We start from the raw sequence: 22,076 nt of genomic DNA, 5'->3' as shown, positions 1-22,076 counted from the left end.
TTACCTCTCCTCAGATCCCGAGAGCCGGGACCATACCGGCCAGCCTGGGGAGCAGGTTGGCGATCATGAGAAAACCGACGACCACCAGCAGGCCTCCGCTCGCCAGCGAGACCCCGACGTGATGACGCCGGAACCAGTCGAAGCGCCTGGTGACCTGCGCGGACCCGAGGGCGACCGCGACGATGGGCAGGCCCAGCCCCAGGCAGTAGGCGACCATGAGGGAGACGCCCGACCAGGCCGTGGCGCTCATGGTCGCCAGGGCGATGATGCCGCTGAGGATCGGCCCGATGCACGGGGTCCAGCCCGCTGCGAAGACCACGCCCATCACCCCGGCGCGCAAGGGCGACGCGCCTCCCTGCGGCATGGGGGCGCGGGCCAGGCCGTTGAGCGGGCTGATACTCAGGATCCCCGCCACGTGCAGGCCCATGAGGACTAGAGCGGCTCCGCCGGCGATCCGGACGTAGACCGAGTAAGGGCCCAGCGACCACCCGATCAGGCCGATGGAGGCCCACAGGGCGATGAAGACCGCGGAGAACCCCGCGACGAAGCACAGCGCGTTGCCCAGGGCCGCGCGTCCGCTCATCCGCTGGGGCCCAGCGCCTACGAGCTGGCCGACGAAGGCCGGGACGATGGGGAGGAAGCAGGGCGAGGCGAAGGAGACGAGTCCTGCGATCAGGGCCACCGGAAGCGTGATCTCCATGCATCTACCCTCCGGTCGGGGCTGCGGGTGCGGCCGTGGGAGAGGAGGAGATGCGGTTCAGGTGAGTGCGCACGCCCGCCGCCAGGTCAGAGTCCGGGGCGATCTCGAGCACCTTGTTCCAGCACTCGGTCGCGCGCCCGGTCTCCGGAGGGGTCTTGGCCATGTAGAGGAACCCCAGGTTGTACCAGGGCTCGGCGACGCTGGAGTCCAGCTCGGTCACGCGCCGCCAGTGCTTCTCCGCGGCATCGTACTGGCTCGACTGGTACTCCGCGCTGCCGATGGCCAGGAGTGCGTCGAGGTTGTCGGGGTCGGTGTCGAGGATCTGCTGGAGCCACGTGATCGCGTCCTGGTACAGGTCCGCCTTGAGGTACATCACGCCCAGCTGCTGGCGGGCCGAGACGTTGGTGGAGTCCGCCTCGGCCTCGGCCTTCAACTCGGCCTCCAGGTCGGTGTCGACCGGCTCGGCCTGGTCCATCTGCGCCATGGCGGAGGGGTCGGCGCTGGCGCCCACCATCGGGTGATTGGCCGGCACGGTCATCTGGCCACCGGCCTCGCTCGACCCCGTGGCCCCTATCAGCCCCATCTGCCTGACGATGATGACTGCGGCGGCGGCCAGGAGCATGACCAGCACCAGGTTCACCCGGGAGACGCCGGTCCTCTGCTGCAGCCTCGACGCCGGGCGCCGGCGATTATTCGCGTCCCGAGAGGCCCGCGTGGGCGCGGCCCGCTCCTCATCATCGTCCAGCAGGTCCTCGACGTCGGCCTCCTGCTCGTCGTCGGACGGCCCCTCGACGTCGGCCTCCTTCCGCCCGCCGTCGCCGTCCTCGCCGTCGGAGCGCCTCGGCTCTGCTTCTGCCTCGAGCTCTGCTTCTGCTTCTGCAGCCTCACCGGGGCCGCCCTGGGCCTCGAGCCGGGCCAGCTGCTCGCCGGCCCAGCCCTTGAGATGCTCCGGGGCGGTGGCGAGGAAGGCCTCGAGCTCCTCGCGGTCCGTTCCGCTTCCCTCAGGCGTCATCGCCTCGCACCACTCCCCTGCGCGCCCGCTCCCATCACTTCTCACCACGCGGCAGGTGCTGTTCCTGGACGGCGGGGGCGACGCCGTTGTCGACCTCGACCCCGCGCAGCACCAGCTGGCCGGAGCGCGCCCAGTCGGTCGCCTGGTTGAGGATCGAGATCGAGTACGCCGGGGCGTGGAACCCGCGCCCGTTCTCGGAGAAGGAGTAGTCAACGACGAACTGGGCCTTGCGCTGGTAGTCGCGGGCCGACGTCAGCTGCTCCTCGGTGGCCGTGCCGTTATCGGCAGCCGCGGTGATGTCGGTGATCAGCGCATCGAGCGCCGTGAAGCTCACGTCCAGCGAGCTCTGCCAACGGCTCTGAATGCCCTCGACACGTTCTCTCATCTCAGAGGCGCTCGAGTGGTGGCAGGTGAGGCAGGAGGCGTTGATCGTGTCGTCGTCGGCCATCGGGCTCATGATCTGGTGATTCGAGACCTTCGCCGCACCCTCGCGGTTGTACGGCATGTGGCAGTCGGCGCAGGTGACGCCGTTGGCCGCGTGGATGCCCTGCGACCAGGTCTCGAAGTCGGGGTGCTGCGCCTTGAGCGCCGGAGCGCCGCTCTCCTCGTGGGTGAAGTCGGTCCAGCCGACCTCGTCGTAATAGTTCATCGCGTCGTAGACGGTCAGGCCGTTCTTCCACGGGAAGGTCAGGGTCTTGCCCTCGCCGGCGAAGTAGTACTCGACGTGGCACTGCGCGCACACGTAGGTGCGCATCTCCTGGTTGGTGGCGTCGCGGTTGACGTCGTAGTCGGGGACGCCCTCGGCGGCCTTGGCCTGCTTGATGCCCTCCACGAACGCCGGGCGGGTGATCGTCAGCTCCATGGTCTGGGGGTCGTGGCAGTCGATGCAGGCGATGGACGAGGAGGCGTGCTGGACGGCCTCGTCGTAGCTCATCGCGTTCATGGCATCGAACCCGGCCTCGCGGTCGCCGTTGCCCAGCGCGTCGTAGACCTCGGGCATCGAGGCGTGGCAGTTCAGGCAGGTGCCGGGCTGCTTGAAGGGGGGCTTGTTGCGCTTGGTGTTCTTCTGGTCCTCGAGCGCCCACTCGTGGCCGCGGGGCTCGGTGTAGTCGATCGCGAAGGCGTAGCCGCGCCACATCCGCTGCGCCCTGGTCTCCATGTCGATGCGGGAGGTCGTGTGGTAGTCGCGCGGGTCGTCGTCGGTCGGCTCGACCTCGACGAAGTCGCCGTCGGTGTCCTCGCGGGTCTTCTTGTACTGCTCGTACTGGATGGGGAAGTTCTGCCCCCACACGGCCGGGTCATAGGTCGTGTCGGTCAGCTGAACGACCTGGGTGAAGGGGGACTTCGCCTCCTGCTTGTGCTCGAAGATCGTGGTCAGCAGCCAGGTCAGTGCCGCCGACCCGATGGCGACGACGACGAGGACGGCGATCGGCACCCACCGCTTGCGCGGCCCGACCCACCGGGTACGACTCCTGCGCTTCCCGCGCCTCCCGGCACGGCGAGCGCCCTCCTCGGCGTCGTCGGGGTCGTCGGGGTCGTCGGGGTCCTTGATGTCGTCGAGGTCCTCCAAGTCCTCCACGTCGATGGCGAGTTCCTCGCGATCAGCACCGTTCTTGGCGTTCTGATCGTTCTTACCACTCATCGCACATCACCTCTCGTGCCCGACGCCGTCGTGGCAGTGGATGCACGACACCGTCTCTCCCTTGTGAGTCGAGCTGTTCACGGCCTGGTCCACGTAGTCGGCGTGGCAGTAGAGACAGGCGGCCTCGGTGATCTCGCGATTGTGCTCGCGGATCTGGATGTTCTCCGGGTAGTTCTGGAACGTGAACTTCAACGAGTGCCAGAAACCGTTGTCCGCCTTGTTGATGTACTTGTGGACGATGCCGTCGTGCGGCGCGTGACAGGAGTTGCAAGTGGCAACGTCATGGTGGCTGCCCTTCTGCCAGCCCTCGTACTGCTCGCGCATGGCGTGGCAGTTCGCGCAGGTGGCGGGGTCGTCGCCGAGGTAGTCGGTGACGCCCGAGTACTGCACCGTGAACAGGCCTACTCCCAGGACGACGCCCAGCAGCGCCGCCAGGACGATCCCCGACCATCCGGAGAAGGCATGCGTGAAGTCGCGCCACAGCGACATGATGAGACGTCTCATGCGGCCCTCCTTCGCACCGGCTCCCGCCACGGTCGTGCCGCGCATCGTCATTGAGAGCACGCAGACCGGACACTCCAAGGATAACACAAAGCGTCATTAAAACCGAGAAAACATGCGACCCACATCACTCCCGCCTGCGCGTCGAGCAGGGGCTGTCGACGCAGAAGGCGGTCCGGGTCGCCGGCAAGAGCACTCGCGCCAGCAGCCCGGACCGCCGTGCCCGTGCGGGCCTCGACCGTCCTCGGGACGAGTCAGGACAGAGCGGCGACAGCCGCCTCGTAGTCGGGTTCCTCCGCGATCTCGGGAACCTGCTGGACGTGGAGAACCGTGCCATCGGCATCGAGCACGACGACGGCGCGCGAGAGCAGACCGGCGAGCGGGCCATCGGTCATGGTGACGCCGTAGTCCTCGCCGAAGCTGGAGCGGAAGGCCGATGCGGTGACGACGTCGTCGAGCCCCTCGGCGCCGCAGAAGCGGGCCTGAGCGAAAGGCAGGTCCTTGGAGACGCAGACGACGGTCGTGTTCTCGAGCCCGGCCGCGCGCTTGTTGAACTCGCGCACGCTCGTGGCGCACACGCCGGTGTCCACCGAGGGGAAGATGTTGAGCACAACGCGACGGCCGGACAGAGCCTCGGAGGACACCGGGCCGAGGTCGGCGCCGACCAGCTCGAAGGCCGGGGCGGACGAGCCGACAGCGGGCAGCTCGCCGATGGAATGAACAGGAGAACCTTGGAAGGTGATGGATGCCATGGACTTATCATGGCATTTGATGGATCCGGCCGCCAGTGAGATAAAGGACCTTTTTATGTGCTCCAGCCGGAGCTCAAGCCATCGCACCCGCGCGAGAAGGCGAGCATCGGCTGGGCCGGCACTACTCCTCAGCACCTCGTGAGTACCGCGCGCGCATGCTGCCGTGCCCGGCCACACGACGCACGAACCAGCGCGGGGCCGCTCGCAGCGCAGCGTTGGCGGCCCGGTAGCGCACACTCGGCGTGCAGATGACCTGCCCCCTGCGTACGGCGTCCAGGGCGGCGCTCGCCACGTCCTCGGCCCGCAGCCAGGCGAGGTCGGGCCACGCCGTCTCGTCCATGCCGGCCCGCTCGTGGAACTCGGTGCGGGTCAGGCCCGGATTGACCACAGTCGCCGTCACCCCCGTGCCGCGCAGCTCCGAGACGAGCCCCTCGGTGAACGTCCGCACCCAGGCCTTGTGGGCGGCATAGGTCCCCATGGCCGTCAGCGCCGTGACGCTGGAGACGTTGAGGATGGCGCCGTGCCCGCGCGCCACCATGCCGGGCAATGCCGCGTGCGTGAGCTCCATGACCGCACTCACCATGACGGCCAGAGCGCGGCGCTCCTGACCCAGATCGCCGCCGATGAAGCTCTGGCCGACGGCGAACCCCGCATTGTTGACGAGCAGGTCGATGGGGCGGGCGGCGACCTCGGTCGCCCGGAGGCTCTCGGGCGAAGCCGTCGCACGCGCCACGGTGGGCTCCAGCCGCAGGCGCTCGGCGACAGCGCTCAAACCCTCGGACGTCGACAGATCCGCGGGCAGCACCTCGACGCCGACGCCGGCGACCTGACAGAGCTGCTCGGCCACGGCGGTCAGGCTCTCCCGGCTGCGCGCCACCAGAACCAGGTCATGGTGGTCCTCCGCCAGCTGCCACGCCAGCTCGAGCCCGATTCCGGACGTGGCGCCGGTGATCAATGCGGTTCCCATAGCAGGAGCCTAGCGAGCCCGAAGGCCGCCTCGCGCGACCGCGCCCCGCGTGCCGCATGCCCGCAAGCCTCATAGCCAGCCCCGCCGAGATCGGTCGTACTCCGGCTCGAGATCGGTCGCAACCCGCGTCGAGATCGGTCCGCTTCCGCATCGAGATCGGTCTCTCAGCCCCACCCTCCGGCCTCCCCCACTACCCTTGGCAGTCATGCGCCTGGCCACCTGGAACGTGAACTCCGTCCGTACCCGCGTCGACCGCATCCTGGCTTTCCTGGAGCGCGCGAACATTGATGCGCTGGCCATGCAGGAGATCAAGTGCCGCCCCGACCAGTTCCCCCGCGCCCCCTTCGAGGCCGCGGGCTATGAGCTGGCGGTTCATGGCCTGAACCAGTGGAACGGGGTGGCGATCGCCTCACGGGTGGGGATCGACGACGTCGTCACCTCCTTCCCGGGCCAGCCCGCCTGGGCGGCCAAGCCCGATGCCGAGCCGGTGGTGGAGGCCCGCGCCCTGGGGGCCACGGTGGGCGGGGCGGACTCGACCGAGGGTGCGCGCCCGGTACGACTGTGGAGCCTGTACGTGCCCAACGGCCGGGAACTCACCCACCCTCACTACGCCTACAAGTTGGAGTGGCTGGAAGCTCTGCGGGCCGCGGCCGGTGCCTGGCTGGAGGCCGATCCCTCCCTGCCCCTGGCGCTGGTTGGCGACTGGAACGTGGCGCCGCGGGACGAGGACGTGTGGGACATGGGGGCCTTCGAGGGCGCCACCCACGTCTCGGCCCCGGAGCGGGAGGCCTTCGCGGCCTTCGAAGGGGTGGGCATGCACGAGGTGACCCGCGAGCGCGTCACCAACTACACCTACTGGGACTACCAGAAGCTGCGCTTCCCCAAGAACGAGGGCATGCGCATCGACTTCGCCTACGCCTCACCGGCCCTGGCCGCGCGCGTATCGAGCGCGGCCATCGACCGCGACGAGCGCAAGGGCAAGGGCGCCTCCGACCATGTGCCCGTCATCATCGATCTCGCCTGACGCCTTACCGCCCTCGTTTGCCATCGTTTGCTCTCGTCCGCGACGCGGAATACGACTTTCCCTTGAAATCATGGGATTCCTTACCGGAAGTTGCGATCGATCGCCGCGCTCCCGTGTGCATACCAGGGGGTCTGCGCACATGGGAGCATCGCATCGACCATCTCTGACGATTGGTTTCCGCATGATTCCGCGGTTCTGCTCGCAGCAGGTCGTCATCGAGTGTGCGGGTCACCGGCCTCCGGCCGAGCCTGCGGTGTCACGATTCGAACCATTCCACTCCACCTCCAACGCCGGCGGGAGCTGGACAACGACACGTCTCGCGCAGCCTCAGCGCTCAGACTCACGGCGGACCACCGAGGCGTGACTGTTAACCGTTAACCGCGGAATCCGGCGCCTCAAGGGCGAGGATCTGGTCACACAGATCGGGCCAGATATCCTTGTGCACGGCGGCGAAGCGCCGTTCCCCCAGGAAGACCGCCTGCCGTCGGGCCTCCGGGTCCACCCAGATGAAAGAGCCCGACTGGCCGAAATGCCCGAAGGTAGTCGGACTGCCGGCCCTCCCCGTCCAATGCGGGTGCTTGTGGCCGCGCACCTCCACGCCCAGTCCGAAGTCGTTGGGCGCCTGCCTGCCGTAGCCGGGCAGCACGCCGTCAAGACCTGGGAACACGACCGATGTGGCCTCCGCCGCCAGGCTCGCGCTGATCAGCCGTGGCGCTGCGAGTTCACCGGCGAAGACGGCGAGGTCGCGGGCAGTGCCCTCGCCCGAGTGCGCGGGCGAGCCCGGTACAAGCACACTGGACATGCCCAGGGGCTCCAGCACCGTCGTCTCGACCCACCGCTCAAGAGGCGTCGCCGTCGCCTCCTGGAGCCGCTCGCCAAGGATCTCGATGCCCCGGTTGGAGTAGATCCTCCGCGTTCCGGGGGCGGCCAGGACGGCATCGGAATCGAAGGCGATGCCGCTGGCGTGCGCCAGCAGATGGCGCACCGTGGCGCCCGGCAGCATCGCCCGGGTTGAGCCAGACGCCGTGCCCGCCCCAACTGCGTTATGCGCCGTGCCCGCCCCAGCCGCGCTATGCGCCGTGCCCGCCCCAGCCGGGGCATCCAGGTCGAGCAGACCACGTTCCACGGCGACCAGCGCACTCCAGGCCACAATCGGCTTGGTCACCGAGGCGAACGGGAAGACTTCATCGATCTGCCCCGCCTCGACCAGCGTGCGCACGCGCCCATCCACGGTCAGCTCAGAGGCGATCATCGCCACGGGGAAGTCGAACTGGGCGAGCGCGGGCAGCGCCGCGAGCGCGGCCCCGCCTGTGATCGGCGTCGGAGAAGTGGACAACATGGAGACCCGCGTCATGATCGGTTCAGCTCAGGCACAGGAGCTGCTCGTGAAGCACCTCCATGACCGGTGCCTGGGACGCCGCCCCCTGCCCCAGCGTCCGGGCGATCTGGGCGGAGAACGAGTCCACCCTCCTGGAGGTGTCGCGCAGGTCGTAGTACTGCTCGACCTCGGCGTCGTAGACCGCCACCGCGTCGGCATGCTCCTCGAACTGCGGGTAGGCGTCCGTCCCCACCACGATCTCGCGCGGCAGGCGGGGCTTGTACTGGGGGTCCTGAGCAGGATGGCCGACGAGCAGGCCAAGGATCGGGTAGGTGCGCGTGGGCAGCCGAAGAGCCCTGATGACACGCCGGACGTCGCCGATGATCGAGCCGAGATAGGTGGTGCCGAGCCCGAGGGATTCAGCCGCCACAACAACGTTCTGAGCCGCAATCACGGCATCCTCGACACCGCTGAGGAACAGGGAGGTGCGCTCGAGGGGCTCGAGCGGGGCGCCGGCGCGCTCGCGCAGGACGGCGTTGCGGTGCAGATCCACCACGAAGACGAAGAGCTCACCGCGATCTCCGCCGACGTAGGGCTGACCGGAGGCGAGATGCAGCTGCTCGCGCACGGCGGGGTCGAGCACGCGGATGACCGTCACCTGCTGCTGGAAGGAGGCGGTAGCCGAGTGGCGGGCGACATCGAGGAGCGTGGCGACCGCGTCCTCGCCAACAGGTTCGTCGGTGTAGGCGCGGATGGTGCGGTGGGCGAGCTGGGCCGCGATTGTCGAGTTGGTCACAGGAGTCGTGGCGGGAGTGCGCAGGGCGGCGGAGGGCACGGGCGCCGCAGGCGTGTCGTCAGTCATGACTGGGAGCCTAGATGATCGATGCCGGGGCGTGGTTGGCGCATCTGGTCGCCTCACCAGGTGAAGACCTCGACGGCGGGGCCAGCGCAGGACCGATGGGGCCGATACGATGCCGCCCGATGCCCTTCTACCATCGCCCCGGCCGCACGCTGCGCCCGCTCGCGCCCGCCCCGGCCACCATGACGCCGGACACCGCGACGCCGGCAACCGCGTCGGGGCCGATGAGCACCGCCGAGGTGGGCTACGCGGTCATCGACCTGGAGACCACGGGACTGTCGCCCGCCGCGGACTCGATCATCGAGGTCGGCATCGTGCTCCTGGACCCCGACGGCGCCACGCAGCGCAGCTGGAGCACGCTGGTGGATCCCGGTGCGAGCGTGGACGTGGGTCCCACCTTCATCCACGGGCTCGTCGCCGAGGATCTCATCGGCGCCCCGGCGCTGCCGGAGATCGCCGACCTGCTCGTGCGCGATCTCGCCGGCCGCGCCGTCGTGGCCCACAACGCCCGCTTCGACGTCGGTTTCCTCACCCAAGCGCTGGGCGCGCTCGGCCGCCTGAACCGTGGAGCGCGCATCCCGCGGGTGTGCACCATGGAGCTCGCCCGCAGCTATATCACCACCCCGTCACGGCGCCTGGTGACGTGCTGCGAATCGGCGGGCGTGCGGATCGGCAGCCACCACTGCGCCTTGGACGATGCCCACGCCTGCGCGGGCCTGCTGCGTCACTACATGTCCGTGGGCCACGAGCGCGGCGACGACCCCGTCGCCTGGTCGCGCTCCCTGGAGTCGGCAGCCGCCTTCACAGCCTGGACGTGGGACGAGGCCGCCGCGCGGACACAGGAGGACCGGCTGACCCCTCGCGCCGGCGACGGCGTACCGCGACAGCCGCGCGAGCTCCGGCGCCCCTCCGCCTAGATCCGACGAACCGGCCGGGGCACTCGCGCGGGCACGAGCCCGGGAGCCCGGGAAGAGCCGGGAAGAGCGCAGCACCGGTATGGCGGCGCCCGCCCCAAAAGCCGCTACTCAGTTCAGGGCGACGAGGAACCCGTCGTCATCGACCGCGGCCCCATGCGCAGCGGTGGCGATCACCTGGGCGATCCGCTCGATGCACTCACGGGCAGCGGTACGGGCGCGCCGCCCCACCCGGGAGATCGACTCGCTGTGCACATCGGCGGGATCGCGTGGCAGCCAGACCACGCCATAGGAGACCACGCCCCCGGAGGCCCATGGCTCACCGCGCACCGCAAGGGGCATCTCGTCGGTACCCAGGACCCGCACCTCGATCGTGCCCTTGCCGGAGCTGTCGGGGTCGACGTCGGCGACGACGGCGTAACCGTCGCGCATCTCCTCGATCGTCTCTCCCGAGGCCAGGGCGCGATCCTCCAACTGCCCCACTTCGCGCCGCTGCTTCTCGGCCCGGCGCCAGGCCTCGTCCAGGACGTCCTCACCGATGGTGGCCACGAGCCGTTCCAGAGCCTCCTGCCCGACGGCCTCCAAGCCGCCGGGACCGAAGATGCTCATGGCGTCCATGCGCAGGCGGGCGCCGGGGGCGACGCTGCCGACGAGCGTCGCGGCTGCGTCCGGCGCGATCCACACGGGCGCGTAGACGGTCAGGGATATGGACGTCTCCGGATCGGGGGTCAGGAGCACGGGACGCGGCTTGCCCCCGCGGACCTCGGGATCTCCCGCCAAACGCAGTGCTCCAGCCAGACGTCGCGCAATGGCCCGCAGACGGGTCAGAGCGATGAGCTCGGTACCGGTGGGCTGGGCCAATGGGAAGGCGTCCGATAACGCATCGATGCCGGTCAGCGCGGCGGGCAGGGGTCCGGAGCGCACCGGCTCGCACTCCAGCAGCATGATCTGCGCCGCCCAGGGCGGAAGGTCGAACAGATTCCGCAGTTCGGCATCCAGCTTCCAGGGCCCCTGGAGTTCGGCGCCGGGCAGGAGTTGGAGCCGTGAAGCGCCCACCCACCCGGAGTGCAAGTCCTGGGACAGGGCGAGGGCCTCGACCTCGTCGGCGGTGATGTCCTCACCCAGCACCAGCAGGTGACGGGTGTCGACGCGCCCTACGGGCAGGGCGCCGACGGCCGAGAAGGTGCCGGTCTCGGAGGGCAGGGACAGGGCGAGGTCGCCTGAGCCTATGGTGAGGGTGGGCGCGGCCGCCTGGGCGCTGCTCACAGCCAGGGAGGTCGCCTGCTGGCCGCCGGCCTGGTGGGCGGAACTGCGCGCACGGCGGCCCGTACCACGCGCCTCGTGGGCGGAGCCGCCGTCCGCACGGCCCGCACTGCGACGGCCCACGGCCCCGACGTCCTCAGCGGGGGCGGCGGCCCGACGGCCCGGTTCGGCGGCCCGGCGAGATGCGTCGCCGGACCGGCGGGCCGGGACATCGGTTCGACGGGCCGGGGCATCGGCCCGTCGGGACGCCATGGAGCGGCGGGTCGGGGCGTCAGCCCGACGGGACGGGGCATCAGCCCGGCGAGACGGAGCGCCGGCCTGAGGGGACGGGGCGTCGGCCCGGTGGCTCGTACCGCCGGCTCGACGGGATGCGCCGCCGGCCCGATGACTCGTCATGCCTGCTCCTCAGTTCCGGTGGAGGCCGCGTCATCGTGCTGGGCACCGTGAGTACCATGGGAGCCGCAAGCGCCCTCAGCAGCCGACGTCCCCGGGTCCTCTATGCGGATCCGGTGGAATGACAGGTGGCCACGGGATGCCGTCGGACCGCGCTGCCCCTGGTACCGCGAACCGTGCGCGCCGGAGCCGTAGGGAGCCGCCGCGGGGCTGGACAGGCGGAAGAAGCAGAGCTGGCCGACCTTCATTCCCGGCCACAGTTTGATGGGCATGGTGGCGGTGTTGCTCAGCTCAAGGGTGACGTGCCCGGTGAAGCCGGGGTCGATGAATCCGGCGGTGGAGTGCGTCAGCAGGCCCAGGCGCCCCAGGCTGGACTTGCCCTCCAGGCGGGCGGCGACGTCGTCGGGAAGGGCGACGCTCTCATAGGTGGCGCCGAGGACGAACTCCCCGGGGTGGAGGACGAAGGGATCGTCGGGACCGACATCGACGAGGTGGGTGAGCCCGTCCTGCTCGACCGCCGGGTCGATCACCGGGTACCGGTGGTTGTCGAACAGACGGAACCAGCGGTCCAGCCGCACATCGATCGAGGCTGGTTGGACCATGTCGGGATCATAGGGGTCGAGTATGACGCGGCCGGCGTCGAGCTCGGCGCGGATGTCGCGGTCGGAGAGGAGCACGAGGCCGATTGTGCCAGAGGGACCAGAGACCTAGTGAGTGACGGCCCAGAACAGTTCGGATGGGTTCGTGCGCGTCCGTGGACGCGCACGAACCGCATCTCAGCGTCGCTCAGTTGGACGACAGGGGCACTCCGCGCGCGTCCACGCCCCAGGGCTGCGAGCCGGGCTGCGCGCTCAGGATCAAGATGCCCTCGACCAGTGCCCAGATCTGGATGCCCACGACGATGAAGAAGCCGATGAAGATGATGCACAGGATGTAGCCGACGATGGTCCCCACCAGCTGGCCAACGGCCTTGTTGGTGTAGCCCAGGTAGAAGTTGTGGACGCCGAGAGAGCCGAAGAAGATCCCGAACAGACCGGCGGCGAGCTTGGACTTCTGGTCGTAGTAGGCGACTGGCTGCTGATAGCCCATCTGGTTGGGGTCGAACCCGGGATCCTGCTGATAGCCGGGCTGCTGATAGCCGGGTTGCTGATAACCGGCCTGGTCGAAGCCCGGCTGCTGATAACCGGGCTGCTGGTAGCCCGGCTGGGCGCCCGACGCCGCAGAGGCATAGGGGCTCTGAGCCGAGTAGGGAGCCACCGCCTGGCCGCCGTCGGCGCCAGGCGCACCGCCCATGGGAGCCGCCTGCGGGTATCCGGAGGGGTCGTACGCGTTGCTCATCTAGGGCCTCTCAGATTTCGGGGAAGAGCCGTCCGACTGAGACGGCCCGGGGTCCAAGGTTAGCGGGTTCGTTATCCGAATTTCCATGATAAGCGGACGGGGACCAGTATTCCGGAAGCCGGATTGGACACGTTTTCAAGTCCGGGGCCGCATGAGGTATGCTGCTCCAGCACCTCACAGCAGGTGAGCGCGGGTGTAGTTCAATGGTAGAACTTCAGCTTCCCAAGCTGACAGCGCGGGTTCGATTCCCGTCACCCGCTCGGACGAGGGCCAATGCGGGCCCGTTTCTCTAGCTTTCCCCCGGTTCCCCCAGTTCGCCCAGTGGCATCAGCGCTTGCGCCTGGCGCGCACGAGCATCAGGCCCCCGATGATGGCGGCGTTGTTGAGAGTTCCCGTGACCGCTGTACGGCGCTTGGCCTTGTCCTCGATCTTCCAGAAGGGGTGGCCGACGATCGTCGTCGGAACGAGCAGGCCGATGAGGGCGGCCGCCGACAGACGCGGGGCGATGCCCAGGGCGAGCGCCCCGCCGGCCAGCGCCATGCCCGCGCCATTGAGCCTGACCAGGTCCTCCCCCGCCACATCGAGGACGACGCCGTACTCCTCCTTGGCGGCCTCGACCTTGTCGGCGAGAAGGTGTGCGCCCTTGATCTGGTTGATGCCGCCGACGACGAAGACGCCGGCCAGGAGGCCGCGGGCGAGAACGTTGGCTGGACCGATCATGATGCTCCTTGGGTGAGGTCGGACGAGTGGCGGTGAGTGGCGATGAGTACTTGAGACGAGTACTGAGTGGCTTGTGTGTGACTGTGTGCGTCGACGATTCGGAGTGGCCCCAGCGTATCGGGCGCACGCGCGCCGTCGTGGCGCCCGACCGCCCGTGTCCTGGACCTCGTGCGCGCTTCAGGTTGTTGACTACTCGCATGCGTATGCAGTCTCGTCACCCAGTCATCGCAGTCGTCTCGATCATCCTCGTCCTGTCCTATGCGGCGCTCAATGCGCTCCTGGCGGCTCTCGGAGTCGTCATTCCGCTGAATCCGGTAGCGCCCCTCGCCCTGGCGGCTCCGGCCCTCTGCTTCGCGGCAGCCGCCGCCTGCCTGGTGGTGGGCGCTCTGAAGCGCCATCACGTCACAGTCGTCATCGGGCTGGTGCTGGGCTCGATCGCCCCGATCCTGTACGGCTCCCTGGTCGAGGGGGGCAATGTCTGGCTGCACCACGGAGTCCGCGCAGTGCTCGCCTCCGGCATCATGGCGCTGTGGTACCTCGGATGGATGCGGAAGTAGGCATCGGCGCGGCAGCCGCGCAGGCGGGCGTGAGCATCGAGACGCTGCGCTACTACGAGTCCGCCGGCCTGCTCCCCCCCGATCCCGCGCGACGCCGGCGGGCGTCGCCGCTACAACCAGGCCACGCTCGACCAGCTTGACATCGTCGTCACCATGCGCGGCGTCGGCTTCCCCCTTCAGCAGATCCGTCGCATGCTCACCGCCAAGGAGCCCGACAGCGCCGAGGAGCGCATCAAGCGGGCTCGGGCACTCCTGGCCGAACTGGGCGACCAGATCGCCGAGCAGCGGCGTCGCCTCGACGCGGCGGACGCCCTCCTGCACTCGTGGGAGCAGGAGATCATCGACGCGGGTTACTGATTCGCTGATTCGCTGAGCCGCTGAGTTAGCCGGTTGCCGAGTCAGCCGGCCCCGGGCCGGGACGCCCCTCGACGAGGCCGCCGGGCAGCGCGGCACCGGCGCATTCGGCTCTCACGTCAGTGCCGTCAGTGCCGCCCATATGCTCCACGCCACCACGCCGGTCGCGGCGGCATCGACGAGGAACCAGGTGACCAGCCACAGGCCGGCGGGCACCCCGGTGAGCGCCGCGAGTGCACGATGATCCTGCGCATTGTCCCGCGAGGCGGCCACATCGCGCAGAGAATCCCAAGCGCCCACGAGCAGCGCCAGTCCGACTCCCGCGACGACGCCGGCGCGCAGTGGGATGCCGGCCAGGGCGTCCCCCCACCACCACAGGGCGAACACGAGTCCCCCGACGAGCGCGACCAGGAGCACCGTGCGCACCGAGCGGGACATGACCAGGAGCACGACGAGTGCCACTGCGGCCAGGAGGAGGACAAGGCCGCTCCACCCTCCCAGGGCGGCCAGGGTCACGACGGCGCCGAGCACCGCGGGAGCCGGGTAGCCCGCCCACGTCGTGAAGACGCGCCCGGGGCCGCGTTCCCTGCCCGCGGTCACGGCATGACCGGCGAGGTTCTTCTCCACGACGAAGCCCTTGAACTTGCGGCCCACGAGCATGCCGGCTCCGGCATGCGCGGCCTCATGCACGATGGTGACCAGAGTGCGCCCCCAGCGCCGCGCCGTCGGGAAGGCCAGCACCAGCGCTAGAACCGCCAGAGCGATCCACAGGGCGCGCTGCCCCGAGGCGACATTGGACAGGGGGCGAGTGAGGGTGTCGGACCACCAGGAGCTCCAGTCGATGTTCACGGCGGGAAGTGTGCCAGATCCGGGTTGTCTGCGGCTGTGCTCCAGCTGTTTTCCAACGCCTCCTGCTTCCGATCTCGACGCATGACACTGGAGGCAGCGGCGCTAGAGTGCCTGGCATGACCGCCCGTTCCTCGCGGCTCGTCGTGGCCGCCGCCGTCGTGGATTCCCTGGTCCGCCCCACCGCCATGCTGTGCGCAGCCCGCTCCTACCCGGCCGAGCACGCCGGCCAGTACGAGCTGCCCGGCGGCAAGGTCGAGCCGGGTGAGACGCCGACCCGGGCCCTGATCCGCGAGCTGGCCGAAGAGCTCGACCTGGTCGTCACCCTCGGAGACGAGGTTCGTCCGCCCCACGACCTGGCCGTGGCGGCCCCAGCACCCGGCGCCGCCCATCGCGCCCAGGACTTCCCCGACGACGACGCCCCCGCCTGGCCCGTCCTGCACGGGTATCGGATGCGCGTGTGGCTCGCGGAGCCGACCGTCCCGGACAGTCGTCCGCAAGCCGGCGCCGCGCACGAGTCGGTGCGATGGGTCGCATGGGAGGAGCTCGATTCGCTGCCCTGGCTGCCGGCCGACCTGCCCATTCTGGCGGCGATCCGCGCCGCAGCCACTGCGGCATCATGAAGAGCACCTCCTTTATGACGGTTATCGCGATTCCGTCACCTCGTAGGTTAGGGTGGCCTCATGCCGAAGATCATGGGAAGTTCACTCGCCGAGCACCGCGAACGAACACGGACCGCCCTGTTCGACGCCCTCGCGGAGCTGATGGCCAAGCACTCCTTCGACAAGATCACCCTGTCGGACGTCGCCGCGCACGCCGGTGTCGGGCGCACCGCGGTCTACAACCACTTCGCGGACAAGGAGGATCTCCTCCTGGCGTTCATGGAGCATGAGACGGCCCGCTATGCCGAAGAGCTCTCCGCCTCGCTGGCCGGCGTCGAGGATCCCATCGACAGGTTGCGCGTCTACGTGCGCCAGCAGGCCCTGCTCAAACGGCACTTCCACTTCCCCTCCACCGGCCCGCTGGCGAACTCGGTCTCGCGCGGAACGGCCGGTCGTCTGCGCGCACATGCCGGACTCATGGCGCAGATGCTCGCCCAGATCCTCACCGACGCCGTCGCCACCGAGGCGATCCCGCCCCAGGACCCGGCTCAGGTCATCCCGCTCGTGCACGCCTGCGTCATGGGCGGGCGCCCGACGCCGACGGAGCCGACCGCCCGCACCGCCTACCTCGAGGCCCTGGACACCTTCGTGCTGCGCGCGGTGGGCGCGGACATCCCGGAGCACGGCGTCCCGGCGGTGCCGCCCACCCACGCCACCCAGAATGCGGACGACGATGCGCATGCCGATTCGGCTGATTCGGCCGGTCCCAGTGCATCTTCTGCGCCTTCAGAACCGCTCGTCCGCGCCGCCGCAGGCTGACTGAGAATCCGGCGATCAGCCCCAGTGCGGGGGAACCTCGCGCAGGAGTCGGGCGTCGTTGGCGATCGCACCGCCGTCGTCCTGCGGCCCGAGCGCCCCGCCGTCTCGCGCGAGCGCATCCGTCAGAGCATCGAGACCCCGACGGCGCTCGACCTCGGCGTCCGCCTCCGGGAGTTCACCGCGCGCGATCCGCTCCCGGTCCTGCGGCGAGAGCGCCACCGCACGCCGTCGAGCGCTCACCGGGTTCGCCGCACCGCATTGGACAGCACGGCACTGATGCCTGCGCCGTTGCGCGTCAGCGCGAGCGCCGCCCGCAGCTCCTCGACCTCGGTCTGCTCATCGCGCTGCACGCCATCGGAGCGTATCCACACCATCATGTCGTCGAGCTGGTCGTCGGAGTACGCCTGCAACGGCAGGCCCTCGGCGATCGGAGGCCGCTGAGCCCGACGGGGACCGACAGTCGGGGCGGACATCTCCGGCCCCATCCGGTCACTCGTCTCGTTCATCCTCAGCCGGTCGTCCCCGCGCTCTGTACCGTCTGCACGGTCTGAGCCGGCTCTGCCATCTCCGCCGCCTGTGATGGGCGGGGGCGGTGCCACCTCCTCCGTATCATCCGGACTCCTGGGCGGGGGCGGTGACGCCGTCTCCTCCAGGTGCGCCGGAATCTGCGGCTCGGGGGGCGCCTGCTCCGCCGCGGAGCGCTCGGTGAGGACCGACAGCACCAGGGCCTCGACCCGCCGTGCCTCGGCCTCGGGGTCCACGAAGACGCCGGCCGAGAACGCCGTGTGCACCAGCCATCCTCGGTGCTGGAGGCGCTCCACCCAGTGACGGTCACGACGCCGCAGGCTCGGCTCGGCCACATAGGCGTCGTCGTCGGTCAGCACCGCCACGAACAGCTCGCCGGGGTAGTCGGGGTGGCCGATGGCCAGGGGGATGTGAGGGCCGCCGGGCACGCCGTAGCGGGGCACCACCTCCAGGCCCTTGCGCCACAGGTGCTCGGCGAGGTCCACCAGGAGCCGATCGGGCGTTGCGGCGTCCTCGACCTCCACGGCGTCCGACCCCGAGGCGCGCAGCAGCACCTCGCGCAGCAGCCTGGCCCCCGGAGCATGCAGCCGCTCGGGATCGAGGTCGTCGGGTCCCAGGCAGGAGACGACCTGCGCTCGATTGCGGGAGACGCACAGCGCCTCCACGAGCCCCACCATTCCCCCGGCCTGGGAGACGGCACCGAAGCTGTGAATGGTCCGGCCGTGCGGCGTCTTGGCGTAGCCGACGGAGATGATGGCGTGGTCCCGGCGCAGCGAGCGCGCCTCGGACAGGTCCACGACGACGAAGGGCTCGGCGATCCCCGCCGCGAAAAACTCGTCCAGGGCCGCGGACCCGGCTGCGGCGTTGGCCGTGGCCCTGCGTATCTCCTCGGCGTGCCTGGAGTTGAGCGCCACGACCGCCAGGGATCTCTCGGGGTGGCTCAGCGCATGGTCGATGACCAGGTCGACGACGCGATCGACCTCGGTCGGCACCGACTCCACGGCCATCTCCCCGGGGGCCGGCATGCCGCGCCCGTCGACGAGCTCGAGGGAGAGATTGGAGGTGCCCGGCGGGGCGGGCACGGCCTCGACGACGCCCTCGTAGCCGTTGGTCGCCAGGAAGGCGGCGATCCTCGAATCCAGCGTGTTGCGACCGGTGGGCAGAGTGACGCTGGGCAGCAGCGGCCCGAGCTCGGCGGCCAGGCCGGTGGTCGCCCGCCGCGGATCCCCCACGACCAGGACCTGCTCGGCCCGCACGAAGGCCGGCATCACCTGCGCGACCGGCATGTGGGCGCTCGCATCCAGGACCGCCAGGTCGACGACGGCCTCCGGGCTCAGCACCTGGGGAACGAGCGTAGGCGGAACGATCCACACCGGCTTGGCCACCATGGCGACGCGGTGAGCGGCGATGATGTCGCGCAGCGGCACGCCGTCGTCGCGGGACAGGGCGCGGTACAGCTCGCGCGCATCCTCCTTGTCCGCCTCAATGGCGGCCCGCACCCGACCGGCGCAGGCGTGGGCCACGGGCGCCGCCAGGGAGTCGGCCTGGGCGGCGTCCAGCTCGCGCAGCGAGTCGGCCAGGTCATTGAGGGCGTGCACATCGAGCCCGCCCAGGGCGGAGTCGTCGCGCAGGATCTGAGCCAGCAGCGAGGACCACCAGCAGTAGGTGAGCTCATCCTCGATCTGACCCGAGTCGATCGCCCGGTCGGCCAGGTCCTCGGCCAGCGGCACCAGGCCCAGCTCGTCGAGCTGCGTCGTGAGACGGCCGAGCTCGGGAAGGATCTGGGCCGTGGTGTCGTCGTCGGCCAGGTCGCGCGCACGGGTCTCGAGGTCACCCAGAGGCATGCTCATCAGCTCCGGGGAGTCCTGCGCACGCCCGAGCACGGGCTGGACCTCGGCGACGGCCCGCCGGGCCCGGGCGGCCACCGCCTTCATCTCGTCCAGTCCGGGCGGCAGGGTGGGCCAGCCGCCGTCGGGATCGTGGCGGCGCCAGATCTCGCGGCGCTGCTGGACCTTGACCAGTTCCGCGTGCAGGTCGCTCACATCGCGCCCGGGGCGCACCAGGTCCTTGGCCTGCCTGATGAAGCGGCGACGGGTCGAGGAGCTCATCTCGATGTCGCGCTCCTCGCGCCACCGCCTGGAGGCCGTGGCGATGACCAGGTCGGCGGCGGAGCGCTCGAAGACCTCGGGGATGAAGATGTCGAGGGAGTCGCGCACGCCGTCGAGCATGTCGAGCTGCTCGCACCAGTCGGCGAGAGTGGAGGCGGGGGTCAGACCGGTCCCCTCGGCGGCCTCCTCGATGTGCCGCTGAACGGTCGGCAGCAGGTCATCGGCGAGCCGGGCCAGCTGCGCGAGCACGTCGGTGGCCTCGTCGATATCGGTGATCGAGATGCCGTTCCAGGCCGACGCCCTGGTCCGCGGGGAGAAGACGCCCAGCATGTGAGCGCGGGTCAGGAGTGCCACGGCACGGGCGCGCCCGGAGTCGTCGAGGCGTTCGAGGCGCCCGGGCGCGACCCGCTCCTTGGTGCGGGCGCGCACGCGCCCGGTAGTGAGGTCGGCGAGCTTCTGCAGGGCGTCGTAGGCGGAGACCCCCCAGGGCTCGCGGCGCTGGTGGAGCGCCCCGACGTAGCGGGTCAGGCGCGTGCGCACGGACATCAGGCGCTCGCGCATATCGACGATGGCGGCGACGTCGAGGTCGGGCGGGACGACGCCGAGCGCCTCCTTGATGCCCTCGCCCGCGTGACGGCGCCAGGCGGCGTCCTCGGTCAGGTCCAGCACGATGTCGCCCAGGCCCAGGTCGCGCAGCGCATCCGCGACGGCGTGCCCGTCGGCGCTGGTGGCGGGCACATGCAGCACGGTGCGGCCCGAGGCGGCGGCGTCGGCGGCGACGGCGGCCAGGGACGCGGCGACGTCGGATCCGGGAGGGGCGTCCAGCAGCAGCGAGGCGCCCGAGCCGACGGCCTCGACGGCGTCGAGCTGCGCGGGATCGAGATCGCCGGCGCCGCGCTCGGCCTCGGGGGCGCGGTCCTCGGCTCGGGAGGCGGGCAGCTCGACGTCGAGCGCTTCGCGGGCGATCTCGTCCCCGGCGAGCGCGGCGACGAGCGCGGAGGTGCGGGCGCGCTCGATGGTGGCGTCGAAGTCCTCCACGAGTGCCTGACCCGGGTGGACGAAGGCGCCCACGACGAGGCGCTCGTGCATCTCGAAGCCGGGAAGGTACTCCCGCCCCAGGCCCCCGATGCGCGCCAGCGCGGCCCGCGGGGTGAAGCCCTCGGCGGACAGGGCGGCGTGCGCGATGGCCTCGACATCGGTGGTCGAGCCGTAGCGGTGCAGTGCCCGAATGAGCACCGGGTTGACCTCGATGGACGGGTCCAGGGTGAGCGAGGCCTCCGCGGTGGCGCTGGACAGTCGCACGGGGCGCAGCAGCACGGGGGCGTTGACATTGCGCACGATCATTCGGCTGCTGGAGGCGCTGTCGTACTGCGCGGCCCTGGCGGCGCGGCGGGAGGCGGACATGCCGGCGTCCGCGCTCGCCGGGCTCGGGGCGGCGGGGCTTGATGGGCTGGCCGGGCTGGTCGGAGTCGCCGGGCTCGCGGGGCTGGCCGGAGTCGTCGGGCTCGGGGCGGCGGGGCTCACCGGGCCGGCCGGATCGGAGTCGGAGCCGCCCGCCGCATCAGCGCCTCGAGAGCGCGGCGTGAAGGGGAAGGACAGCTGCGGCTCCGGCTCATCGGCCGGAACGGTCTCGGTCCAGGTCGCCACGCCGATGGCGAGATAGACGGGGGCGACGCCGAACTGGCGGGCCAGCAGATCCGTGTGCCCCGCGACGTCCTTCAGGCTCTGACGGGCCTGCCCCAGGGCTTCGCGCTCGCGCACGAGATTGCCCAGGTGCGTGGGGCGCCCGGCGTAGAGCTGCGCCAGCCCGGAGGGGTGGGCGTTCGTGAGATCCACAACGGCGTCGAGCAACGAGATGTCATCCAGACTCGAGGCTCCCCCGAGGTCGATGAGCTCGTCGCGCCAGGCGGTCAAGGCGTTCTCCACCAGTGCACGGCGCTCCGGGGACACCGGGGGCGCCGGGGGCTCGGCGGGCGGCTCCGGCTCCTCGCTGGGTTCGGGCGGCGACGGAGTGGATGCCGCAACGCCTTCGGGCTGAGCCGGCGGGTCGCTCGCGCGACGCCGGCTGCGTCCGAATGAGAAGAGTGAAGGCGTCATATCCCCAACATATCGGCAGGAGGGCGCCGAAGGGCGCAGACGCTCCGGGGCGGGTCGCACCTGTCCCGCTGGGATATTGGGAGATGCAGCACTATGCGCAACTATGCGCAGCACTCGGGCGGCGCAGGACGCGAGCGGACGCGCAGATGGCGCAGAAGGCGAGCGGACGCGCAGGATGCGAGCGGACGCGCAGGATGCGAGCGGACGCGCGCCCCAAAGCCGCCGAGATCGGTCCACTTCCGGCTCGAGATCGGTCGTACTCCGCGCCGAGATCGGTCGCAAACCGCATCGAGATCGGTCCGCTTCCGGCTCGAAATCGGTCGGACGAGTCCGGGCGGTGCAGACCAGCCGGCGGACGCGAAAAGACCGCCAAACCAATATGCGAGCACGAACCGAAGAGCGGCGGCGCAAACATTCTTATTACTCTTCGATGATTTCACGACCAAACATCTCCTCATCACCACCTTCCACAGACGCCTCCCCATCATCCTCACCATCCATATCATCCTCGGCGCCAACGCGAGCCAATAGCGCCGTCCCGACTACAGTCACAGCGAAAGCCTCGGCAGCAAACATCGCACACTTCCCTGCACCTTTCGCCAAGTCAATACCGGCACACTTGAGCTGTTGAGGATCGCGAATAGCATCTCGCAGCGCCATATTCTTCGGCATATTCTTCGATGAAGCACCTTCGATTCCGAGCCCAAGAGGCTTCTGAAACTCTTCAACCAAACCGCCAACCCCATTTATTGAATTGATCACATT

23 protein-coding genes and 1 tRNA gene are annotated in these 22,076 nt (G+C 69.9%); 8 read left to right on the top strand and 16 right to left on the bottom strand.

What is annotated here, in order from left to right; translation table 11 throughout:
• Nucleotides 1-10: 10 nt before the first annotated feature.
• From W5W_RS0104285 to W5W_RS0104255, 6 genes are all read right to left on the bottom strand, one after another.
• On the bottom strand, nucleotides 11-700 hold the full coding sequence (locus W5W_RS0104285) for a cytochrome c biogenesis CcdA family protein (protein WP_008729694.1): 690 nt from the start codon (nucleotides 698-700) through the stop codon (nucleotides 11-13).
• Between the two features lie 4 nt (nucleotides 701-704).
• Nucleotides 705-1,712, bottom strand: a complete 1,008-nt coding sequence (locus tag W5W_RS0104280) for a tetratricopeptide repeat protein (RefSeq protein WP_017194480.1) — start codon at nucleotides 1,710-1,712, stop codon at nucleotides 705-707.
• 34 nt (nucleotides 1,713-1,746) lie between these two features.
• Entirely contained in the window at nucleotides 1,747-3,354 is a 1,608-nt protein-coding gene (locus W5W_RS0104275; protein ID WP_017194479.1) for an ammonia-forming cytochrome c nitrite reductase subunit c552, read from the bottom strand.
• A 6-nt stretch (nucleotides 3,355-3,360) separates the two neighbouring features.
• On the bottom strand, nucleotides 3,361-3,858 hold the full coding sequence (nrfH, locus tag W5W_RS0104270) for a cytochrome c nitrite reductase small subunit (protein ID WP_017194478.1): 498 nt from the start codon (nucleotides 3,856-3,858) through the stop codon (nucleotides 3,361-3,363).
• A gap of 251 nt (nucleotides 3,859-4,109) precedes the next feature.
• Entirely contained in the window at nucleotides 4,110-4,607 is a 498-nt protein-coding gene (gene tpx, locus W5W_RS0104260; RefSeq protein ID WP_017194476.1) for a thiol peroxidase, read from the bottom strand.
• 121 nt (nucleotides 4,608-4,728) lie between these two features.
• On the bottom strand, nucleotides 4,729-5,574 hold the full coding sequence (locus W5W_RS0104255) for an SDR family NAD(P)-dependent oxidoreductase (RefSeq protein ID WP_008729692.1): 846 nt from the start codon (nucleotides 5,572-5,574) through the stop codon (nucleotides 4,729-4,731).
• A gap of 205 nt (nucleotides 5,575-5,779) precedes the next feature.
• On the opposite strand from W5W_RS0104255, the gene W5W_RS0104250 reads away from it, so the two are divergent.
• Nucleotides 5,780-6,598 carry an exodeoxyribonuclease III gene (locus W5W_RS0104250; protein WP_017194475.1) on the top strand — a complete coding sequence of 273 codons (819 nt, stop codon included), beginning with the start codon at nucleotides 5,780-5,782 and terminating at the stop codon, nucleotides 6,596-6,598.
• Between the two features lie 367 nt (nucleotides 6,599-6,965).
• On the opposite strand, the gene W5W_RS0104245 is transcribed toward W5W_RS0104250, so the two are convergent.
• Both W5W_RS0104245 and W5W_RS0104240 read right to left on the bottom strand, forming a co-directional pair.
• A complete protein-coding gene (locus W5W_RS0104245; protein WP_034498643.1) occupies nucleotides 6,966-7,937 on the bottom strand; it encodes a serine hydrolase domain-containing protein in 972 nt (323 codons plus the stop codon).
• A gap of 22 nt (nucleotides 7,938-7,959) precedes the next feature.
• Nucleotides 7,960-8,778 (bottom strand): nitroreductase family protein, encoded by an 819-nt coding sequence (locus W5W_RS0104240; RefSeq protein WP_008729691.1) that lies wholly within the window; start codon nucleotides 8,776-8,778, stop codon nucleotides 7,960-7,962.
• 119 nt (nucleotides 8,779-8,897) lie between these two features.
• On the opposite strand from W5W_RS0104240, the gene W5W_RS0104235 reads away from it, so the two are divergent.
• Nucleotides 8,898-9,692, top strand: coding sequence for a 3'-5' exonuclease (locus tag W5W_RS0104235; RefSeq protein WP_017194473.1), 795 nt, complete (start codon nucleotides 8,898-8,900; stop codon nucleotides 9,690-9,692).
• 108 nt (nucleotides 9,693-9,800) lie between these two features.
• Here W5W_RS0104235 and W5W_RS0104230 read toward each other — a convergent pair whose 3' ends face one another.
• From W5W_RS0104230 to W5W_RS0104220, 3 genes are all read right to left on the bottom strand, one after another.
• Nucleotides 9,801-10,955, bottom strand: a complete 1,155-nt coding sequence (locus tag W5W_RS0104230; protein ID WP_008729686.1) for a hypothetical protein — start codon at nucleotides 10,953-10,955, stop codon at nucleotides 9,801-9,803.
• Nucleotides 10,956-11,344: 389 nt separating this feature from the next.
• Nucleotides 11,345-12,022: a dCTP deaminase gene (gene dcd, locus W5W_RS0104225; RefSeq protein WP_008731316.1), complete on the bottom strand. Its 678-nt coding sequence runs from the start codon at nucleotides 12,020-12,022 to the stop codon at nucleotides 11,345-11,347.
• 109 nt (nucleotides 12,023-12,131) lie between these two features.
• Nucleotides 12,132-12,683, bottom strand: coding sequence for a TM2 domain-containing protein (locus W5W_RS0104220; RefSeq protein WP_017194471.1), 552 nt, complete (start codon nucleotides 12,681-12,683; stop codon nucleotides 12,132-12,134).
• Between the two features lie 189 nt (nucleotides 12,684-12,872).
• Here W5W_RS0104220 and W5W_RS0104215 point away from each other — a divergent pair.
• Nucleotides 12,873-12,943: transfer RNA gene (locus W5W_RS0104215), tRNA-Gly, on the top strand.
• Nucleotides 12,944-13,010: 67 nt separating this feature from the next.
• Here the strand turns inward: W5W_RS0104215 and W5W_RS0104210 are convergent.
• Nucleotides 13,011-13,403 (bottom strand): DoxX family membrane protein, encoded by a 393-nt coding sequence (locus tag W5W_RS0104210; RefSeq protein ID WP_017194470.1) that lies wholly within the window; start codon nucleotides 13,401-13,403, stop codon nucleotides 13,011-13,013.
• A gap of 197 nt (nucleotides 13,404-13,600) precedes the next feature.
• Between W5W_RS0104210 and W5W_RS0104205 the strand changes: the two genes are divergently transcribed.
• From W5W_RS0104205 to W5W_RS16420, 3 genes are read left to right on the top strand one after another with little or no spacing between them, the layout of a single operon-like run.
• Nucleotides 13,601-13,960 carry a hypothetical protein gene (locus W5W_RS0104205; protein ID WP_017194469.1) on the top strand — a complete coding sequence of 120 codons (360 nt, stop codon included), beginning with the start codon at nucleotides 13,601-13,603 and terminating at the stop codon, nucleotides 13,958-13,960.
• Nucleotides 13,945-14,100, top strand: a complete 156-nt coding sequence (locus W5W_RS16915) for a MerR family DNA-binding transcriptional regulator (protein WP_081486198.1) — start codon at nucleotides 13,945-13,947, stop codon at nucleotides 14,098-14,100. Before W5W_RS0104205 ends, W5W_RS16915 begins: the two co-directional genes overlap by 16 nt.
• Complete coding sequence (locus W5W_RS16420) at nucleotides 14,042-14,317, top strand: MerR family transcriptional regulator (RefSeq protein ID WP_081486197.1); 276 nt, start codon at nucleotides 14,042-14,044, stop codon at nucleotides 14,315-14,317. Before W5W_RS16915 ends, W5W_RS16420 begins: the two co-directional genes overlap by 59 nt.
• A gap of 111 nt (nucleotides 14,318-14,428) precedes the next feature.
• Here W5W_RS16420 and W5W_RS0104195 read toward each other — a convergent pair whose 3' ends face one another.
• Nucleotides 14,429-15,163, bottom strand: a complete 735-nt coding sequence (locus tag W5W_RS0104195; RefSeq protein ID WP_017194467.1) for a M50 family metallopeptidase — start codon at nucleotides 15,161-15,163, stop codon at nucleotides 14,429-14,431.
• Between the two features lie 116 nt (nucleotides 15,164-15,279).
• Here W5W_RS0104195 and W5W_RS0104190 point away from each other — a divergent pair, with 116 nt between their 5' ends.
• Nucleotides 15,280-15,783, top strand: a complete 504-nt coding sequence (locus W5W_RS0104190) for a (deoxy)nucleoside triphosphate pyrophosphohydrolase (protein WP_017194466.1) — start codon at nucleotides 15,280-15,282, stop codon at nucleotides 15,781-15,783.
• A gap of 60 nt (nucleotides 15,784-15,843) precedes the next feature.
• On the top strand, nucleotides 15,844-16,581 hold the full coding sequence (locus W5W_RS0104185) for a TetR/AcrR family transcriptional regulator (RefSeq protein WP_017194465.1): 738 nt from the start codon (nucleotides 15,844-15,846) through the stop codon (nucleotides 16,579-16,581).
• Between the two features lie 15 nt (nucleotides 16,582-16,596).
• On the opposite strand, the gene W5W_RS0104180 is transcribed toward W5W_RS0104185, so the two are convergent.
• From W5W_RS0104180 to W5W_RS16025, 3 genes are all read right to left on the bottom strand, one after another.
• Complete coding sequence (locus tag W5W_RS0104180; RefSeq protein WP_238533244.1) at nucleotides 16,597-16,821, bottom strand: transcriptional regulator; 225 nt, start codon at nucleotides 16,819-16,821, stop codon at nucleotides 16,597-16,599.
• The gene (locus tag W5W_RS0104175; protein WP_029574067.1) at nucleotides 16,818-21,311 is read right to left on the bottom strand and encodes a hypothetical protein; all 4,494 of its coding nucleotides are present in this window, start codon (nucleotides 21,309-21,311) and stop codon (nucleotides 16,818-16,820) included. Before W5W_RS0104175 ends, W5W_RS0104180 begins: the two co-directional genes overlap by 4 nt.
• Nucleotides 21,312-21,731: 420 nt before the next feature.
• A partial coding sequence (locus W5W_RS16025; RefSeq protein ID WP_161603435.1) for a hypothetical protein occupies nucleotides 21,732-22,076 on the bottom strand: 345 nt, incomplete at its 5' end.

Source organism: Actinomyces massiliensis 4401292 (genome assembly GCF_000269805.1).
Taxonomy (GTDB): Bacteria; Actinomycetota; Actinomycetes; order Actinomycetales; family Actinomycetaceae; genus Actinomyces; species Actinomyces massiliensis.
This window is presented reverse-complemented; position numbering and strand designations above follow the sequence as displayed.

Bases quoted from the DNA above. Each gene is read 5' to 3' on its own strand.
- W5W_RS0104205 (WP_017194469.1), top strand. From the start codon at position 13,601: ATGCGTATGCAGTCTCGTCACCCAGTCATCGCAGTCGTCTCGATCATC.
- W5W_RS0104220 (WP_017194471.1), bottom strand. From the start codon at position 12,683: ATGAGCAACGCGTACGACCCCTCCGGATACCCGCAGGCGGCTCCCATG.
- W5W_RS0104285 (WP_008729694.1), bottom strand. From the start codon at position 700: ATGGAGATCACGCTTCCGGTGGCCCTGATCGCAGGACTCGTCTCCTTC.
- W5W_RS16915 (WP_081486198.1), top strand. From the start codon at position 13,945: ATGGATGCGGAAGTAGGCATCGGCGCGGCAGCCGCGCAGGCGGGCGTG.
- W5W_RS0104235 (WP_017194473.1), top strand. From the start codon at position 8,898: ATGCCCTTCTACCATCGCCCCGGCCGCACGCTGCGCCCGCTCGCGCCC.
- W5W_RS0104185 (WP_017194465.1), top strand. From the start codon at position 15,844: ATGCCGAAGATCATGGGAAGTTCACTCGCCGAGCACCGCGAACGAACA.
- W5W_RS0104275 (WP_017194479.1), bottom strand. From the start codon at position 3,354: ATGAGTGGTAAGAACGATCAGAACGCCAAGAACGGTGCTGATCGCGAG.
- W5W_RS0104210 (WP_017194470.1), bottom strand. From the start codon at position 13,403: ATGATCGGTCCAGCCAACGTTCTCGCCCGCGGCCTCCTGGCCGGCGTC.
- W5W_RS0104175 (WP_029574067.1), bottom strand. From the start codon at position 21,311: ATGACGCCTTCACTCTTCTCATTCGGACGCAGCCGGCGTCGCGCGAGC.
- W5W_RS0104250 (WP_017194475.1), top strand. From the start codon at position 5,780: ATGCGCCTGGCCACCTGGAACGTGAACTCCGTCCGTACCCGCGTCGAC.
- W5W_RS0104190 (WP_017194466.1), top strand. From the start codon at position 15,280: ATGACCGCCCGTTCCTCGCGGCTCGTCGTGGCCGCCGCCGTCGTGGAT.
- W5W_RS0104255 (WP_008729692.1), bottom strand. From the start codon at position 5,574: ATGGGAACCGCATTGATCACCGGCGCCACGTCCGGAATCGGGCTCGAG.
- W5W_RS0104245 (WP_034498643.1), bottom strand. From the start codon at position 7,937: ATGTTGTCCACTTCTCCGACGCCGATCACAGGCGGGGCCGCGCTCGCG.
- nrfH (WP_017194478.1), bottom strand. From the start codon at position 3,858: ATGAGACGTCTCATCATGTCGCTGTGGCGCGACTTCACGCATGCCTTC.
- W5W_RS0104280 (WP_017194480.1), bottom strand. From the start codon at position 1,712: ATGACGCCTGAGGGAAGCGGAACGGACCGCGAGGAGCTCGAGGCCTTC.
- W5W_RS0104240 (WP_008729691.1), bottom strand. From the start codon at position 8,778: ATGACTGACGACACGCCTGCGGCGCCCGTGCCCTCCGCCGCCCTGCGC.
- tpx (WP_017194476.1), bottom strand. From the start codon at position 4,607: ATGGCATCCATCACCTTCCAAGGTTCTCCTGTTCATTCCATCGGCGAG.